Source organism: Prevotella sp. LMAG:51 (assembly GCF_008680225.1).
Taxonomy (GTDB): Bacteria; Bacteroidota; Bacteroidia; order Bacteroidales; family Bacteroidaceae; genus Prevotella; species Prevotella pectinovora.
This window is the reverse complement of the sequence record NZ_NALQ01000018.1, coordinates 1-18,269: the sequence shown is the minus strand read 5'-3', so window position 1 is coordinate 18,269 and position 18,269 is coordinate 1. Positions and strand designations below refer to the sequence as shown.

At 40.9% G+C, this 18,269-nt stretch carries 10 protein-coding genes and 1 pseudogene; 4 read left to right on the top strand and 7 right to left on the bottom strand.

From position 1 onward, the window contains the following. Window positions 1-4 precede the first annotated feature (4 nt). The 5 genes and pseudogenes from CCC32_RS06240 to CCC32_RS06220 all read right to left on the bottom strand — a co-directional run. Window positions 5-1,252, bottom strand: coding sequence for a glycosyltransferase (locus CCC32_RS06240; protein WP_287073096.1), 1,248 nt, complete (start codon window positions 1,250-1,252; stop codon window positions 5-7). Between the two features lie 37 nt (window positions 1,253-1,289). Further along, entirely contained in the window at window positions 1,290-2,609 is a 1,320-nt protein-coding gene (locus tag CCC32_RS06235; RefSeq protein ID WP_044073354.1) for a lipopolysaccharide biosynthesis protein, read from the bottom strand. 118 nt (window positions 2,610-2,727) lie between these two features. Continuing rightward, entirely contained in the window at window positions 2,728-5,316 is a 2,589-nt protein-coding gene (locus tag CCC32_RS06230; RefSeq protein WP_287073092.1) for an SLBB domain-containing protein, read from the bottom strand. 44 nt (window positions 5,317-5,360) lie between these two features. After that, window positions 5,361-5,948, bottom strand: a complete 588-nt coding sequence (locus tag CCC32_RS06225) for a sugar transferase (RefSeq protein WP_042519065.1) — start codon at window positions 5,946-5,948, stop codon at window positions 5,361-5,363. 834 nt (window positions 5,949-6,782) lie between these two features. Further along, window positions 6,783-7,089: pseudogene (locus CCC32_RS06220) on the bottom strand (IS982 family transposase); the annotation flags it as partial. 37 nt (window positions 7,090-7,126) lie between these two features. Between CCC32_RS06220 and CCC32_RS06215 the strand changes: the two are divergent. Together CCC32_RS06215 and CCC32_RS06210 are read left to right on the top strand one after the other, a co-directional pair. Then, window positions 7,127-8,101: a phospholipase D-like domain-containing protein gene (locus tag CCC32_RS06215; RefSeq protein WP_287073089.1), complete on the top strand. Its 975-nt coding sequence runs from the start codon at window positions 7,127-7,129 to the stop codon at window positions 8,099-8,101. Beyond that, window positions 8,094-10,745: a preprotein translocase subunit SecA gene (locus CCC32_RS06210; protein WP_287073087.1), complete on the top strand. Its 2,652-nt coding sequence runs from the start codon at window positions 8,094-8,096 to the stop codon at window positions 10,743-10,745. The genes CCC32_RS06215 and CCC32_RS06210 overlap by 8 nt, the downstream gene beginning before the upstream one ends. On the opposite strand, the gene CCC32_RS06205 is transcribed toward CCC32_RS06210, so the two are convergent. Continuing rightward, entirely contained in the window at window positions 10,742-13,192 is a 2,451-nt protein-coding gene (locus CCC32_RS06205; protein ID WP_287073085.1) for a HesA/MoeB/ThiF family protein, read from the bottom strand. The two genes, CCC32_RS06210 and CCC32_RS06205, sit on opposite strands and share 4 nt — an antisense overlap. A 463-nt stretch (window positions 13,193-13,655) precedes the next feature. Here CCC32_RS06205 and CCC32_RS06200 point away from each other — a divergent pair, with 463 nt between their 5' ends. Beyond that, window positions 13,656-15,581, top strand: coding sequence for an ATP-dependent DNA helicase (locus CCC32_RS06200; RefSeq protein WP_287073083.1), 1,926 nt, complete (start codon window positions 13,656-13,658; stop codon window positions 15,579-15,581). On the opposite strand, the gene CCC32_RS06195 is transcribed toward CCC32_RS06200, so the two are convergent. Beyond that, window positions 15,562-16,542 (bottom strand): IS982-like element IS1187 family transposase, encoded by a 981-nt coding sequence (locus tag CCC32_RS06195; protein ID WP_287071389.1) that lies wholly within the window; start codon window positions 16,540-16,542, stop codon window positions 15,562-15,564. The genes CCC32_RS06200 and CCC32_RS06195 overlap by 20 nt on opposite strands. A gap of 186 nt (window positions 16,543-16,728) precedes the next feature. Between CCC32_RS06195 and CCC32_RS06190 the strand changes: the two genes are divergently transcribed. Beyond that, window positions 16,729-18,213 (top strand): DUF7017 domain-containing protein, encoded by a 1,485-nt coding sequence (locus CCC32_RS06190; protein ID WP_287073082.1) that lies wholly within the window; start codon window positions 16,729-16,731, stop codon window positions 18,211-18,213. The last annotated feature ends 56 nt before the right edge of the window (window positions 18,214-18,269 follow it).

The window sequence follows — 18,269 nt, the reverse complement described above, 5'->3', positions numbered from 1 at the left end:
CTGTTTATGGCGTGCAGCGGTATTCCAGGTCTTCGGTCCTGTGGCCTATTACCTTAGCCGGCACTCCACCGACGATGGTATATGGCGGGACATCCTTGGTGACTACGGCTCCTGCCGAAACTACTGCCCCCTTGCCTATCTTCACATTCTGCAGAACCATAGCTCCACAACCTATCCAGACGAAGTCGCCTATCTCGATGGGATAGAACTTCACCGGGAAATGGCGTGACTGCACATCATGGCTGCCTGTCATAATCATCACTCCATGCGACACCGACACGCTGTCGCCGATGGTCAGTCCGCCACGGGCATCGAGTGTCACCATGCGGTTTATATGTGAATCCTTTCCTATAGACAGTTTGTTGAGGTTCATTATATAGCAGCGGCTGTCCACATAGGTGCCTTTGCCTATCTTCATGCCGAGCTTTCTCATGGCAAACCTGCGCACACACCACGGGAGGCTGGGCAGGATGGAATTGGTGAGAGGCCCGAGAACGAATTTCCTCATTCCTGAATATACGGGACTTCCAACAAGCCATATCTTCATCACCTTTGTCAGGAAGCTCACGAGCTTACCCATTCTGAAGCCGTCGCTGATGGATATCTTGTAGTTCAGATATTCTCCCCTGACGGGATGGTTTGACATTCCTTCTTCATCGAAGACTTCTATTATGGCGTCAGTTCTGACAAACCTGTATTTCTTCTTGTATAGGGTATAGATGAGATACCAGTCGAGAGCGAAACCATAATCTTTCTTCTTGTCAAGAGCGAACAGGTTTTCCTTGTGTATCTGCGTTCTCACGAGTGATGAACCGTGACGATAGACTGGTCTGTATTCGAGACCTGCCACATTGCTTGAGGAGGGGAACGGGAATACGTGCCCCTGGCGCAGTTTCATGCTGTCGCCATATATGATGTCGGCATTCCCGGCATCACAATTCCGGATGGCGTCGGCAAGCGAATGGTCTGAGAAATAATAGTCGCCGCAGTTCAGGATATTCACCCAGTCGCCGCTGGCATGCTGCACGCCTTTGTTCATGGCATCATAGACACCGGCGTCTTTCTCTGAGCACCAATATGCCAGACGGTCAGCATACTCCTTTATCACCTCTGCCGTGCCGTCAGTGCTGCCACCGTCAATGACGATATATTCCTTTTCTTCCCACGTCTGCGAGAAGAAGCTCTCCATCGTCTCACGGATGTGCTTCACATCATTGTAGACCACGGTGATTACACTTATCTTATTGCTCATCTACTATATCTGTTGTTTTATTGTTATCTTTTTATTGTCATCTGTCCCATATTCCCGTTGCCTTCTGCCTGATCAGCAAGCGGCACTGATAGATGTGTATAAGCGCCATGGCGAGATAGCATGTTGCCATGCTCAGGACTATACTCTCTACGCTCAGTCCCATATCAGTGAACTTGACCATCGCCACATAAAGGATGGTGAAGACTACGGATGTCAGTATCTGCACTCTTATCTTGTTGAGTCCGTTGATAAGATACGTTGCACAGTTGTTGAGATTGAAGGCACACACATATACGAATGTGCACAGCGAGATGGAGAGCGGCACCTCCACTTTGTCGCCAACCCACAGATGATAGAACACTCCGCTGACTGCCAGCATGCAGACTCCGCCGGCGACGGAAAGCGCCCAGAACTTCAACGCTCTGTTGAAAGTGGCGTTTATCCATGCCATGTCTCCCTTCACGTAGGCGTCGGTATAGGCATTCCACATTGGTGAGAGGATGATGGTATAGGCTATTATCAGAAGGTTGAAAAACTTGTATGCGATGTTGTATGTCGTGACATTCGTCGGTCCGCAGTTCTGGGCTATGAACACGTTGGCAGCACCGAAAATGACAAGACAGCTGCTCACCTGAATCACAAAGAATCCCATTCCCTTGCCCACAATCTGTCTGCCGAGACTCTTGTCAAAGTCGTTGGCGGCGGGGCGGAGTTCGGGATACCGCAAGAACAGGGGGATTGTGGCAAGGGCAAAGACTGCACATGTCGTTGCCGTGTATGCAAGGACTACATACATGAGATTGCCCGACGTCACCTTGGTAAGTATGAATATTATCACCATCGAGATGACGTTGCCCGACACGGTGAGAAGGTCGTTGACTGCATATTTCTGCATGGCAACGAAGATGAAGCCCACATTCTTCAAGACGAAATTGCCGAGCGTGAAACCTATTGCCACGAGCGTGGCGTTGCGAAGACTTTCTCCGCTCACAGCATGGGTATTGAAGAAGCTGCAATAGTCAAGCTGCGACAAGGGCAACAGTCCTATCACTCCCAATGCCAGGGCGATGACGGTGAGCAATGAGAATGTGGTGCAGATGTATTTTCTGGCCAACGAATAGTCTTGCTTCGAGATTGCCTCGGTGAGATAGTTCCGCATTCCGTTGCCCAGACCGATATCGAAGGTTCCTATCCAGAACAATACCGACGTCATGGTCATCCATACTCCATAGACTTCCTTGTCGAGATAGCCGATGGTAATAGGCACTATGAGGAGAGACGTTGCCAGTCCCACCATCTTCAGCACCGCCGACATCAGTATGTTTTTCTTCAGAACTATGTTCCTATCGTTTGCCATTCGCTTTTCAGTCTATCGAAGTCTTCCACTCAATAGTGGATTAAGTCATAATTGTCTATATCAGCAATACGGCCCATTGACACTTATCGTGACAGGGCCGTATCACATCGTATTTCCTTTATAATATGTTAGCCAAAGTAGCGATCATCGTGGCGATAGACGCTACCGACGTACCGATGGTCATCGTCTCGGCAATGCTCATCTTGGTGGTAGCCTTGGCTGGAACCACAATCTCACAACCAGGCATCGGCTTGGCGTTGTGGGAAACCTTTGCCACCATACCATTCATATATATAATGTAGGTCTGGCCTCTCTTTGCCTTGTTGTTGAAGCCACCGGCCTGGTCGATATAATAGCTTGCCTTCTTGCCCTTAACGAAACCTACGGTGTTCGGATACATCACCTCACCGTTGATCTTCACCGTTCCGGTGTACTGCGGAACAACGATGCGGTCGCCTTCGCGAAGCACGATGTCGGCATCGCTGCCTGGGTTGGCAATAGCCTTGTCGAGCTCGATACCTACTGAATAGGTGTCATCGATCTGGAATTTCTTGATACGCTCACTGTTTGTGATGTCAACACTCTTGCCGGTCTTTGCTGCCTCCTCGGCAGCCACCTGCTCATACTGCTCAAGGGCCATCTTGCGGGCTGCCTCCAGACGCTTGCGCTCACTCTCGTTGATCTTTCTTACGAGTGTAGCACCGGCTGCATATCCACGGTCATTGATACCTCCGGCAGCCTTGATGACATCGCTCAGACGGGTGTTCTTTCTTTGCAGCGTATATGTACCGCTGAACATCACCTCACCGTCAACAACGACATTCTGCTGTTTTGAGAAGCCCGGGCTCTTACGCACATACACCTCGTCGAATGGCATGAGGTGGAAGCCTGGAGTACCGTCGATCACGAAGCCGTCTTTCAATGCGAAACTGTATGTATAAGCTGAGATGGAGTCGTTGGTAAGCGCCTTTGGATTCATCACGCGGCGCGCCACATCGACCTTCACTGTGGAAGCGGAATTCTTCAGACCTCCTGCCTGAAGCACGAAGTCCTCAAGCGTCTCATTGGATGCGTATTTATAGATGCCAGGATAGTTCACCTCTCCGTGTATCGTTATGGTCTGTTCTTCCATCATCTCCTGCTTCGTAGGGATGAACAGCACATCGTTAGGCTTCAACGGCACATCGGCTACCTTACCGTCAAGGATGCCTTCCACATCAACCGGCACCACTTCCAGAGTGCGGTCTTTCTTCATGCGGTGCATCACGGCACGTGCGGTGAACGCCTCCTCTCTGAGACCGTCGGCATGCTCCAGCAAGCTACGCACGCTGTTTATCTCGCCGCCTACCTGATACATACCTGGACGGAACACGGCACCCTTTATCTCGACCATGTTTGAATATCTGTCGAGGATTGAGTCTACGCTTACCGAGTCTTCGTCGCTCACCTGGAATGAACTCATGTCGAACTCGTCCACATTATATACTGAATATTCCTTTCCGGTCTTTCTCACCACTCTAACCGACTTAGTATAGGCATCGCCAGTGAAGCCACCGGCATATTTCAGCAATGAGCCGACGCTTTCGTTCTTCTTCATCTCATACCACATAGGGCGCTTCACCTTACCGGTAAGATTCACCAGGCAGTCGTACGGACCGACCACAATGACATCGTTGTCGGCAAGGCGCACATTACCCGTCAGTTTGCCGTTGAGCATATAGTCATAGATATCCACTACGGTGACAAGGCGGTTGTTGCGATAGACCTTGATGTTACGAAGTGTACCGAGGTCGTTTGTTCCTCCTGCCATATAAAGGGCATGGAACACGGTGGCGAAGGCTGACAGGGTGTATGTGCCAGGAGCTTTCACCTCTCCCATGACGTTGACCATTATCGAGCGGGTCTCACCAACGGTGAGCTTGATATGCGAGCTGCTGTATCTCGATCCCAAAGTGGAGCGCAATTTGGCGTTCGCCTGACTCACCGTAAGTCCGCTGACTTCCACCGGTCCATATCCGTCTATCGTAACGAATCCGTCCGGTGATACCGTGCACTCAATGGTCTTCTGTGAAGCTCCGTAGATATCGATGAACACGGCATCGCCAGGACCGAGACGATAGTTCTGCGGTGTGGCAATGTTCATATTCGGTTCAAAAGACAAGTTCTTGTTGTTGAAGATGTTACGTCCGAACACCTTTCTCTTGGTCTTCTCCATCATGAGCTTCTCAAGAAGGGCTGCCGTATCGGGCACGAACTCGTCGAGTTCGTCACGCATGTCGTTCCACTCATCGTTGGTATCGTCAAACACATAGCTGCGCTTGTCTTTAACGCGACCGTCCTTCAAACGGTTCTGCGAGTCATACTGCGACTTCTTGTCGTCAAGATATTCATCATCTTTGGCATCGCCGTTGGCTTTCTTCTTGCCGTTCGACCTCAATCTTGTGTCGTTCTTGCTTCCGGTAGTGCTCGACACCTGTCCCAATCCCTGGTCCTTGGCGGCACGCTCATATTTCTTTTTCACACGACGTATCTGCTCGATGTTAACGCCATTCTGCATGAGTTTCGTAACGATCTGAGACTGAGGGGTTCCGGCATTGTGCTCCTTTACGATGAATTTCATAACCTGGTCATCGGTCATTGACGACTGCGCCATGATGCTCATCGGAATGAGCACGGACATTAAAATTGCTATGATGAATCTTTTCATAATGAAGAATTTGTTTCTATTTGGTTTTTCTGATGTATTTTATGTTAGAACTTTTTTCCGCTCACGATGCTGATGAACGTCTTGGCAATGATGCTGGCATCAAGAGCCAGCGACCTGCGCTTCAGATAGTCGGTATCCATATGCAGACGGATCAGCATCTTTTCCATAGTATCGGTATAGCCATTATAGAGGGTGGCTTCCGATGTCAGTCCGGGCCTCATCTCATAGATGAGCACATAGCTGGGGTCGTTGGCCATAATCTTGTCGATATAAAACCGGCGCTCCGGACGGGGGCCTACAAACGACATGTCGCCCTTCAGCACATTCCAAAGCTGGGGCAATTCGTCGAGATGATGCTCACGCAAGAACAACTCTGTCTTTGTGGACTGCCCTATGCTGCTTTTCGCCACAAGCTGAGGCTCCTTCTCCGGCTCGCTCATGGTGCGGAACTTGTAAATGGTAAACGGCTTCCCTCTATATCCGATGCGCTCCTGCGAAAATATAGCAGGACCGTTTTTCTGTCTCTTCAGCATGATGGCTATCACCAGATAGACCGGCGAGAGGATTATCATGCCGGCAAGAGAGAAGACTATGTCAAACAGGCGCTTGACGGTTCGCTGAACACAGCCCATCGCGTCATGGCTGCCTTCGAAACCGCTCACCTCTTCTGTATTTTGATTACTCACTTTGTTTATTTACTTATTTCTTATTTTCTTTAAAACCGACAAACGGCTCTTTTATTGCATAATTTTTGCAAAGGTACTATATTTTATTTAAAAATTGGCGCAACATGCGTCTTATCTTTTGCAAGGAATCAACCTTGCCGTAACAAAACATCACATTTGGGAAAATTACAAGTGTCATAATCTGCATATCGGAACGGCTGTCGCCCAACTTGTGGATTAGCCATAATAATGAGACAACGAGCCTTCCAGAAAAACAAATCAAAAAGACACAAAAATGGGCACGATGCTTGCCCAATAGGGGCACGCTGCTTACTCAAGTGGGGCACGCTGCTTGCCCCAAGTGGGCACGTTTCCTGCAAAAACAGTAACAAAAACTTTAATAGAATGAATACGCTCGTAATGGATATGCAAAACACTTTATCCATGATGACGTGTCGATGGAATTTGAGTGGAATTTGAGTGGTTTTCGATAGAAAAACCGATTGATGTTTCGATGAAAACCTATAGCTTTTTCTATAAAAAGCCATTAATGCCCCGATGATACTTCAATGATACTTCAATGATACTTTTCTGTAAAGAATCCAGAAAAGTATCATCAAGTCAACTCATTGAGTTAGTGAACTTTAGATTCTTTGACAAGCCGGAAAATGATACTATGACACTTTTCCGACCCGTTAAAGTATATAATGACAAATGAACGTGTACAAGACTGCATCGCAGATACGCTACCGACGGTATCAATTAATGGTGGTCTACCACATTTGCCTTTGAAAGATCATAGGATATGAGATTAGGAATTCTATCCTTGTACTCTTGCAATTTATACTCGAACAACCACTTCTCACTATCAATGCTCTCGGTCTCTATTGCCAGAGATAGTGCACCACTTCCAAATCTAAAACTCAGGAACAGGACCACGACGTGTAACATTCCCCGATTCTCTTACGAGATTTTCAGAGAATTGCTTGCATATCTCAAGTATTTTGACGAATTTTGTATAAAGGTTGTACATACGATGGTTTGGACTTAATGTTTTGAACACCACTAAGTTGCTAAAAATCAACGACAGGTACAACTTTCCACCTATATTTATCAACTTAAATTAATTCCGCCAACGGGTATATATGGAAAAAGCATATTTTTCAGGAATTCGTAATAGAATAATTCCTTGTCTAAACAATGCAACGAAAAAGATACAAGTTGCAATGGCTTGGTTTACAAGCAATGAATTGTTTGAAGCACTAATAAACGCTTTAAACAGAGACGTTGATGTAGAGTTAATACTTCTTGACAATGCAATCAACTACATGTATTATGCTCCAGACTTTAATGAGTTCATCAATGCAGGTGGTAAGCTACGCATTGCTGGAGCTGAAGTTGGTTTTATGCATCACAAATTCTGTGTTATTGATGATAGTGTTGCAATAACAGGTTCATACAACTGGACCTACTATGCAGAGACACGTAATGTTGAGAATATAGTCATTTCAGACAATAGTGACATTGTAATGCTTTTTTCTGCTGAATTTCAACGCTTACAAAATCTCTTGTCAGTAAGTTCATCTTGCGCTCGTCTGTCATGGGATGATATAGAACAAAGAGATGATGTTGATTATCGTGAACTTAATTACGAGATAGAAAGAATTTGTGAAGTACAGAATAGACCTGTAAGACGATTCTTTGAAACTAAAACAGAAGTGGTAAGAACCGAAATCAAGAAAACTGCATTTGCCAAATATGCAATAGGAATTCAAGCATTAGACGATAATGGCCGTGTGTCTTTTAATCCATTTATCACTTCTGGTACAAAACTACCATACCATTCTAAAGAGACAGAATTCTTCTATGACAGTAAGAACATGAAAGAATTTCCTTGTTTGTTTATTTATGGTAATCCAAACAATGTAAAAGAATGGAATCTGATTAAAGAGGCAGATTTGATGCAAGTTGCCATGGGAACATCTGATGTAGATTTGCCAATAAAAATATCCATGAGTTTAGATGATAATGGCAGTTTACGTGTTGATGTCTCTTGTGCTGAATCTGGACAAAAATTGACAATTAGTACATTAGATTCAAAATTAGTTAAGTATGAGTAATTCTTTACAGAAATACAAAAAGACTATAGAATCCATTAACACCGAATATGCAACTCTTCATTCTTTAACAAATGATAAGCTGCGTGTAAGGCTGCGACATATTGAACAATTCATTAACAAACAAGAGAACAAACCATGTGCTCTTGACAAGATGCTTGTCTCAGTATTTGCAATAGTAAAAGAAACAGCCAGACGTTTTTCTCTTGGAAACATCGAAGTAACTGCTACACCAAATGATTTAAAAATAGCCGAAAAATATGATTTTATAAAAATATCAGGAGATAAGGCTATATACTTAAATCATTGGGATGTTATGGGTGTTCCGTATGTATGGAAAATGGTTCATTATGACGAACAATTATTAGGAGGAATATTCCTTCATTATGGGTATGCTACAGAGATGGCTACAGGAGAAGGTAAAACTCTTGTTGCCACTCTCCCTGTATTCCTGAACGCTCTTACACATGAAGGTGTTCATATAATGACTGTTAACGATTATCTTTCAAAGCGTGACTTTGAAACCACTCGTCCTATATACATGTTTTACGGACTGTCTGCTGATTGCATAGAAAAATACGAAAGACAGGATAAACGCCGTAAAGCAACTTATAAATCAGATATTGCTTTTGGCACAAATTCGTCATTTACATTTGATTATCTCTTCGATCATTTAGCTATTCAACCTGAGGAATGTGTACAGCAAAGCCATAATTATGCAATTATTGATGAGCTTGATTCTATTCTTATAGATGATGCTGCTACTCCTCATATCGTGGGTGGTGGCAATTACTATAATAATGGTAAGATCTTTAAAGAGAACTATCCTTTAATCAAAGAATTGACAGAAAACAAGGAAGCTGAGCTTTATAAAATTGACAAACTAAAAAAATCTGCGTTTTTTACGCAAGAAGGAAAAGAATGGCTCTCCTTAAAGAAGGGTATGCCAGATTTTTTTTCGGTAGAGCGCACCTACGAAATTGCTGATTTTGATGAATTAGCACAAGACAAACAAAATGAAATTAAAAACAAAATATATCTTCAGAGCGTTTTTCAGCAATTACTGCTTGCTTTGACTGTGTATGAACGCGATGTCGATTATATAGTAGAAGGAGGTATAGTTAAGATTATTGACGCTCATACAGGACGTGTAAAAGAATCAAACCGATGGGAGCACGGATTACATACAGCAATGGAAGTAAAAGAGCAAGTCGAAGTTCAAAATGACTTCGACGGAATGGCTGTGGTCTCATTGAAGAACTACTTCAGGCTATATAAAAAGATTGCAGGTATGTCTGGCACCATTATGCCAGTTAAAGATGAACTTTTGGAGATATATAATCTGCCATGTGCTTCATTGCCAACTCATAGACCATTGATACGCAAGGATCTTCCATTACGCATATTTAAAACTGCGCAACAGAAAGATGATGCTATAATTAAAGCAATCATTGATAATAAATCAGCAGGACGCCCTTCGTTAGTAGGAAGTATTTCTGTTAAACGTTCAGAGCAATTATGTAATAAGCTTGATGAATTAGGCATTGAATACAACAAATTGGACGCGAAAACATTAAAAGATGAAGCATATACTATTGCGAAAGCGGGCATCGGAAATACCATAACAGTATCGACAAGTGTAGCAGGACGAGGTACTGACATCAAACCATCCCCTGAAGCAATAGCTGCTGGTGGGTTAATGGTTATCGGAACAGACCTTTTCGAATCGGTAAGAGTAGACATACAACTTAAAGGGCGTTCGGGTAGACAAGGCGACCCTGGCTCTTCTGTATTCTTTGCTTCTCTTGAAGACCAAATTCTTCAAAATCTAAGCCCCGATGATTTAAAAGATTTGGAGCGGCTGTCAGATACATATTCCATGAATGAAATATCCACTGACGAAGTTAGAATGTATTTCGACAAAGCACAATCAAACAGAGAAGCCTATTTCAAATCATGCAGAGAGAGAACTGCTCGCAAGGATGATATTGTTGATCCTCATAGAAAAAAGATGTATAAACAGCGTAATGCGGTTCTTTTTAATGCTGAGGAAGCAAACGTTATAGTGGATAATATAATCAAGCATTTGGGTGAGAATTCATGCAAAATAGAAAAACACCTAATGTCTTTGTATATGAAAACTAAGGAACTTGTCAGGAGAAGTACGGAAAACAATCCTAACAGAACTGAAGTATTAGTACCATTTTCTGAAGCGATGCATACTTTTGCAATTCGTTTAGAGGTAGGGTTGTCTATAGCAAGTTACGAATATTTCTGCCGAGAATTCAAAAGACAGATTATTCTACAAATCTATGATAAGGAATGGAAAAAGTTTGTTCTGCACATAATGTCTGATTTAGACAGGAAGGAGATAGAGCAACTTGATACAAAATATCGTCAAATGATGGATGATATCAACTATATCATTCTCTGTAGACTTAAGTATGCCTCTATCCCTTTTGAAGTTAGAAATAAACTGTTAGATAATTCAAAAGAAAGAAAAGTAGAGAAAGAAAAGCCTCGCAAGGTCAATCCTGCCGTACCGATAGCAGCGGATGAGCCTTGTCCATGTGGCAGCGGAAAAAAATACTGCGAATGTCACGGTAGTAACATTCGCAGCAATAACAGAATCAAACGGCGTCGTTAAGACATCGGACTGAATTTAACCAACTCATTGTTAATGTATAGAAAAAAGGTAATTGAACCATCCTGATTCCTTACAGCTAACAATGGGTTGTTTGTATTGATAGAACAATCTTCTGCTTTTGATGCAATCAGCTCAAAAGAAGATGCACTATATGTTTCTGACTTCTCGCCAGAATAGCGATAATCACCGATATAGTCAATTAGTCCTTTTGAAGTTTCAAATGCATCAGAAAGGAGTCCTTCAGCATTCAATGCATCAACAATATGAGTTATCATAATCTGTTTGCCATCTTTGCTATATGAGCCGAAAATATAACCGATAGCCCCATCAGGAGAATCGTTCATCTCTTCAGCATCGTACAAAGTCTCTTTAGAAACATTCAACGTAATATCATACCCTTCAAGTTTATAGGTTGAAATTCGGTCTGCAATGATCCCTCTTTCTGAATATGAATAAATAGTGGAATGCATCAGCGTGCCTTTATCCATACTAAGATTCAAGTCCCTGAGTGCCAGATTTACCAGTGAGGCTATGTCACAATAATTCGCAAGGAATGTTGGTGAATAGCAACCTTCGCCTTCTATGTAGAAGTTCTTCGTATCCTGCTCAATGCGCGACAGATAGGCTTTTCTCAGTTCAAATGGATTGCCATCTTTGTTAGTAATGCAAAGCAAGTCATTAGCATGATTAGTAATACACATGCTAATAATATCAATATTTGAAGCTGCATAGCTCAAGAAATGAAGCATCTCATTACTACCTGTACAATCAATTATTAAATCAAAATTATTCAATTGCTTAACAGCTTCTTCTTGATTGTTGTAATTTACATTGCCATAGAATGTTCCATTAACATAGTTTGAAAAATTTGCGCCATACGACCAATAACCATGTGGTATTACCTCTGATATGTTGACAAATGGATTTATTGATTGTATTTTTGTTTTAATAGCATCAACTTTACTTTGTCCTAAATCTCTCAACTGATATGAACTTCTACAAATATTTCCAGGTCCAACAATATCACCATCCCACAATCCTATATATTGGATTCCACTATGTGTAAGTACGTCTGCAACAATTGAACCTATAGCTCCTAATCCTACTAACGCAATGTGTTTTCCTGCCAATATAGGGCATAATGCGCCTCGCCCAAAGAACATCTCTTTGGTAATATATTGAGGAGATGCTTTGCCCATTTTTATTGAAACTAAACTATCAATATTTATAGTCTTGATTTTTATGTCATAAGAAATCTGATTGTTTTTTATGGATGCAGGATTAGTGAAAAATAGAATCCACTGAATTTCTTTACCATGTTCAAATCCAACAACGAAATAATCATAAACAAATTGACCAAATTGAACCCAGTCTTCTACTTTTTCTTCTTCCTCAGTCATAAGTTCTTCAGAGACTTTATTCCAAGGATCTTCTATGTATTTAATTCCATTATTTGTTATGATTTCTTTTTTTACCTCTTTTAACTCCTCAAGAATTAGCTTTTTATAACTTGGTGGAATTTTTTTTACCCTTGTTTCTTTAAATTGTTCCTTTTTAATGATGGAATAAATAAATGGTGTTTTTTTATCTAAATAAGATTCTTCCTTTTCTAATTCAGAAATAACATTATTAGCAATATTTAAAGCTTGTTCTTCAGTATATTCAACTTCATATTTTGGAGAAGACCATACAAAAGTATTTTTCGCGGATTTATAATTAGATTTAGATAGTAGATGATGGCATGTTTCTTCATCCCATCCATAAAAATCTTTCATCAATAAAAAGTCTTCAAGAATTGAAACATTTTCTGGAATTTCTTTTACGATGATATAAGGTAACTTGTAATTAGTCCCATCTATATTGTGAGAGAATGCATATATTCGATTGTCTGGAGATTTAACGCAATCGAAATAACCAGTTAATTCTTTATAAGATGAACGTAGCTGAATTTCTTGTCCTACAAAGGTAATTATAGCTCTTGAACTAAACTCTTTTACTTCATCGAGGTTTTCCCATTCATATGCGTTTGCAAATGCCAATGCTTTTATCACATTAGCATCTTTAATAATTGCAGGAAGATCCTTGCGCATCTGATGGGAAATCCATTCCTTCAGTCGTGATATCTCTTGGTTGAGTTGTTCTTCAGGAGTTTCCGCAAAAGGAGTGTTCAAACAAAACCAATCACCATATTCAATCTTGCCTGTATGAATAAGATGTGGATAACCACTTAGCGATTTCGTACGAAAAACCAACTTGTTGTGAGGAAAAGTAAAGGGAATTTCTACACGAAGAATAAGAGGATGAATAGTGTTGAGAACCTCTACACTACCAATATAGAGATTCTTTTCATTTTTATCCTCTGATTCCTTGAACTCCTCAAGAAGAGAGAATCCTTCTAAAGAAGAAAAATAGTCAGTATAAAACTGAGCGTTTTTATAATCGAACATAAGCTAATTATGCATGTCCTCTTGGAGAGGGGGTTGATGGTGCAGGGCGTTGTGTAGTCACACTGTTTTCAGTTTCTTTACGAGTTGTTCTGAGTACGGTCTTAGAACGAGAACCGATACCATTGTAAGAAGGAGTATCTTTCATAGTTGTATATTTTAGTAAATCTTTCTTGCAAATATAATTGATTTTTTTGTAATAAACAAGTTTTAAAGAAGAAAGGTGTTTTCAAACTAACGGATGATAAGAGTAAGCGTTTATTAGATATTTTTTCATCAAAAGCATATTATTAATGCGCTTTCTTCATTTATATTATATTATTTCCCTAACTTTGTAATTAATATATGACAATTCTATCAAGAATAAGTCAATTGGTTTTAATCTAAACTCTGAACAACAACCAATATATCATTCATGCCCTTTATAACGGGACACTAATAAAAAAAGAGTTAAAGAACAAACAATATGGAACTTACAACTCAACAAAATATAGTATTTGAACAGATTAAAGTATTCCTTAATAGTGATGCTTCTGTTTTCATTCTTCGTGGCTATGCTGGTACTGGTAAAACCACGATGGTTAAAGTTATAGCTGACTATATAGAGAAAAATCGTAAATTAATCATGATGGCTCCTACTGGACGTGCAGCAAGAGTTCTTGCTACGAAGACGGGACATGAAGCTGTGACAATCCACAAAGCTATTTATGCAAAAGCACACGTTGAACCTAAAAAAGTCAAGGATGTCGCAGAGTCAGAGTTTAAGTTCGTATTCCCTATCAACCAGTCTGAAAATGGAGGCAATATTGTTGCTATAGTGGATGAGGCATCAATGGTTTGCTCTCGCAAGATAGAACATGAGTTGTTTATGTTTGGCACAGATAATCAGATGGATGATCTTCTTACGTTTGTACGACCTAACTTTGGCGGTAAAGTGATATTTGTAGGCGATCCTGCACAGTTGCCTCCCGTTGGTGAATCCGTATCGAATGCATTACGGGCTGAGTATTTCCAAGAGAAAGGTCTGAAGGTCATTGAGGCAGAGCTTACAGAAGTACTTCGTCAAAAGAATGATAGCGTTATCCTAAAGAATGCTATGATGATACGTGATCTCCTTAAAAAAGACAAACGAAACCAACTTGTGTTTGAAGAGCAAAAGGACGATGTTGAAATGGTACCGTCAGAACAGTTCCTTGATAGGTACCTTAATTACAGAAAAGAATCCAGTAGACATGATAGTGTTATAATATGCTTTTCGAATAAATCTGCAAACAGATATAATAGAGATATCCGCAAAGCTCTTTATGGAGGGGATGTGCCTCTTAGAGAAAATGACATTTTGCTTATTACACAAAATAATTACAGGCTCAATCGTATGAACGGAGAATTTGTTCCCGTACTTTCCGTTGGTGCGAGAACCCAACAGTCAGCTCCTGTATATGCCCAAATAGGTGGAAATAGGCAACGCATTGTTATTACTTTAAACTTTATTCAGGTGACAGTTCCTGATGGCAATGGTAATCCGATGCCTTGTATGTTGCTTGAGGATTTACTGACAAGTGATAAGGCAACGATTTCAATAGATGAAAACAGAGCACTATATATAAATTTCTGCATGAGGCATCCTAATTTAAAACAAGGTACAGAAGTTTTTGTAGAAGCCCTTCTCAATGATGAGTATTACAATGCTATACGTGCAAAATATGGTTATGCCGTAACAGGACATAAATGTCAAGGAGGCGAATGGGGAAAAGTTTTCGTTGATTATACTGGTAGAACAGGACTTGATGACGACAGTCTGAGATGGGCATATACAGCTACAACACGAGCACAAAAAACGCTTTATGTTTCCAATCTACCACATATCACGTCTTTCTCTAAATTCAGAATTGAACCAATACAAAAGTGCAAGAACATACCTCTGGAATGTAGAATCCTTAACGAGGTTCGGTCTACACCATTCCATGACGAAAATGTCGACAATGGCATTAGAGCAAAGTACCATTGTATTGCAAAAAACATGGAGTATACTCCTTACAAAATAATAAGCGTACAGAGTCGCCCTTATTTGGAGATATACAACATACAAACTCCAGACGGAGTTGACAGATATGACATCTTCTACAAAGCTGGAGATATATTCCAGCCTGCAAAGGCAACATCTCCGAATCAGCATACACCGCTTATAGAAATCATGTTAAATGACGAACGAGGCATGTCTTGTAAATTTGATTACATTCCCTCCGATGAATCACACGGCAAGTTGCTTGATTTGATTAGGTCGGCATGTGATACAATAAGTGTTCAAATAACAAATGTTGTTGAGCACCAGGAAGATTTCAGTACAATATATTATATACCTGTTGGCGGAATTAATTTAGTGCATACTTAATTCTGCCAATGGGCTTGTCGTTAATGAAGTTTACGTATTGCAGAATGGTAAGTGCACTAATTTTGCCAATGATTCTGGCAAACAAACCATTCGTTATTTTCGCGTAGTTCCTGATGACCAGGAACTGGTCTGTAAGTTGAGAGAATATTGTCTCAATCCTCTTTCTTGCCTTTGCAAACGGAATGAATGTTGGTTTCCAGTCCTTTTGGTTGAGCCGATACGGACACTCCAGTCTTATGTGTGCGGTTTCGAACAAGTCAAGCTGTACGTCAGCTCCAATATACCCTTTGTCACCATAGATGCTACAGTCGTGATAAGTATGTTTTACATCCTTCATATAATGGAGATCAGCTACACTTGCCTTTGACAGATCATAGGAATGGATAACTCCACTTAACCCACAGAGAGCGTGTAACTTATAACCAAAATAATACGTATTCTGCGAAGCACAGAAGCCGAAGTCGGGAGCTTGCGAGAAATTGCCGGTACGCCCCATCTTGCAACGTTTTCCTCTTGCAACCCTACAAACCTCTATCGGCTTGGAGTCAACAAAGAACTGTTCCTCTCCGCCATCCATTTCCATGGCAATCCTCTTGCGCAGTTCCTCACACAGGCCTGACGTTTTCTTCCTGCGGTCATTGAACTGTCTCCTTGATATGAGATTGGGAATGCTGTCCTTGTACTCTTGCAATTTATAGTCGAACAACCACTTCTCACTATCAATGCTCTCGGTCTCTGCCGTCAGGGATAGCGCCACCACTTCCAAATCCGAAAACTTGGGAACAGGACCACGACGTGGAACATTACCCGATTCATTGACGAGATTTTCAGAGAATTGCTTGCATATCTCAAGTATTTTGACGAATTTTGTATAAAGGTTGTACATACGATGGTTCGAACTTAATGTTTTGGTCACTACTAAGTTACTAAAAATCAGCGATATGTACAACTTTTTACTCATATTTATCAACTTAAATTAATTCCGCCAACGGGTATTATATGCGCACCAGTGGAACTTTCTCCTATATAAAGGTGTATGTAAATTCTGATGGATTTATCACATACGCCAAACCAATGTCACTGAAAGGTAAAGATGATGGAGAACTTAGTGCAATAATAGAAATAATAAACTCACATTTTATATAATATGGCAAATGTTAAAGATATAACAACAATGTGTAAGCAAGGACAAGTGCTTGAAGCGTACGACCTTGCTAAAGCCGATTTAGCGGCTATGCCAACTGATGTCTGGAAGCAAAGAGCGGTTGGTTGGGCCCTATATTACATGATAAAAGCGGATTCAGAAGTTGGCGACTATGCCAAACTGTTAGAGCATATTGACGAGCTTAAATCATTAGATCAGCTGACTATAGCCAATGACAGTATGATTTTTGACAATGTACAGTTCCAAATAGCAAACTTCATCAAGAATCATATATTCTTAACAGACATTGAAGCATCTTCAAAACTTTCAACGTTGTTTTCGAAGTTAAAGGATTATGAATTCAAATCATCCAAAGGTCATTCATTCCTTCTGCAAACCATTCTAAAATTTGAAAATTGGTCAGAAATGCCAAACTTCTTTGACTGGTGGAATTTGGACAATCTAACTACTGAAGACTATACACCATACATCAATCAGAAGGGACAAAAGATAATGACTTTGGCTGAACGTGCATTCATAGCCAATTCAAAAGCATTACTTAGACTGAACAATCTTGGACGTATCGAGGAATTCCTGCCCAAGATGGACGATCTTATGAATAACCATAAGGAAATGATGTACCCTGGTTATTTCTACGGCAAACTTCTCTTGGCTTTAGGAAGCAATAGCGACGAAGCCTTGAAAGTTATTATACCTTTTGCGAGAAAAAAAGCAACAGAGTTTTGGGTATGGCAGCTCCTAAGTGATGTGCTAACGAATGATGAGGACAAACAACTTGCCTGTCTGCTCCGTGCTATTCATTGCCTTACACAAGAAACATTCCTTGGCAAGGTTCATATTAAATTAGCCAATTTGTATATAAAGCGTGGGCTGCTTAACTCTGCACGCTTTCATATTGATGCAGTAACACGATGCTATGCTTCACAAGGTTGGAGACTGCCAAACGAAATAGACTGCTGGATACATCAACCTTGGCTTAATTCAACCACACCAGACGGAAAAGACCCGATTGATTATAAATCAATCACCGATGCTATCCTTTGTGATGGTGCAGAAGAATGTATAGCTGTTGTAACATACGTTGATCAAAATAGCCATAAAGCGTTTATTGTTTATGGTAAAGAGAAACGTGCTGTTCAAAAGTTCCGCTTTAAAGTGCACACTGGAAAGACATTGAAATTATATTATATTACCGATAACGAAGGTAGAATGAAAGTCCTCAATTCTACAACAATTCATTTGCCTTCAGACCTTGACTACGCAAAATTTGTAGAAGGCAATATTGATAAAAGAGAAGACAAAGAATTTGCATTCTTGAAGTCAGGTTCTATCAGTTGCTTTGTTTCGCCTAATATTGTAAGAAAATACGGCTTAAAGAATGGTGATAAGGTCAAGAGTCTTATTGTCTATGATTATGACAAGAAAAAGGAAGCATGGAATTGGGTTTGTGTAAATGTTAAGAAATAAAGACATATATGGAAGAGTTAACACATGATGCTAAAATAGCAGTATTAAGGATATTA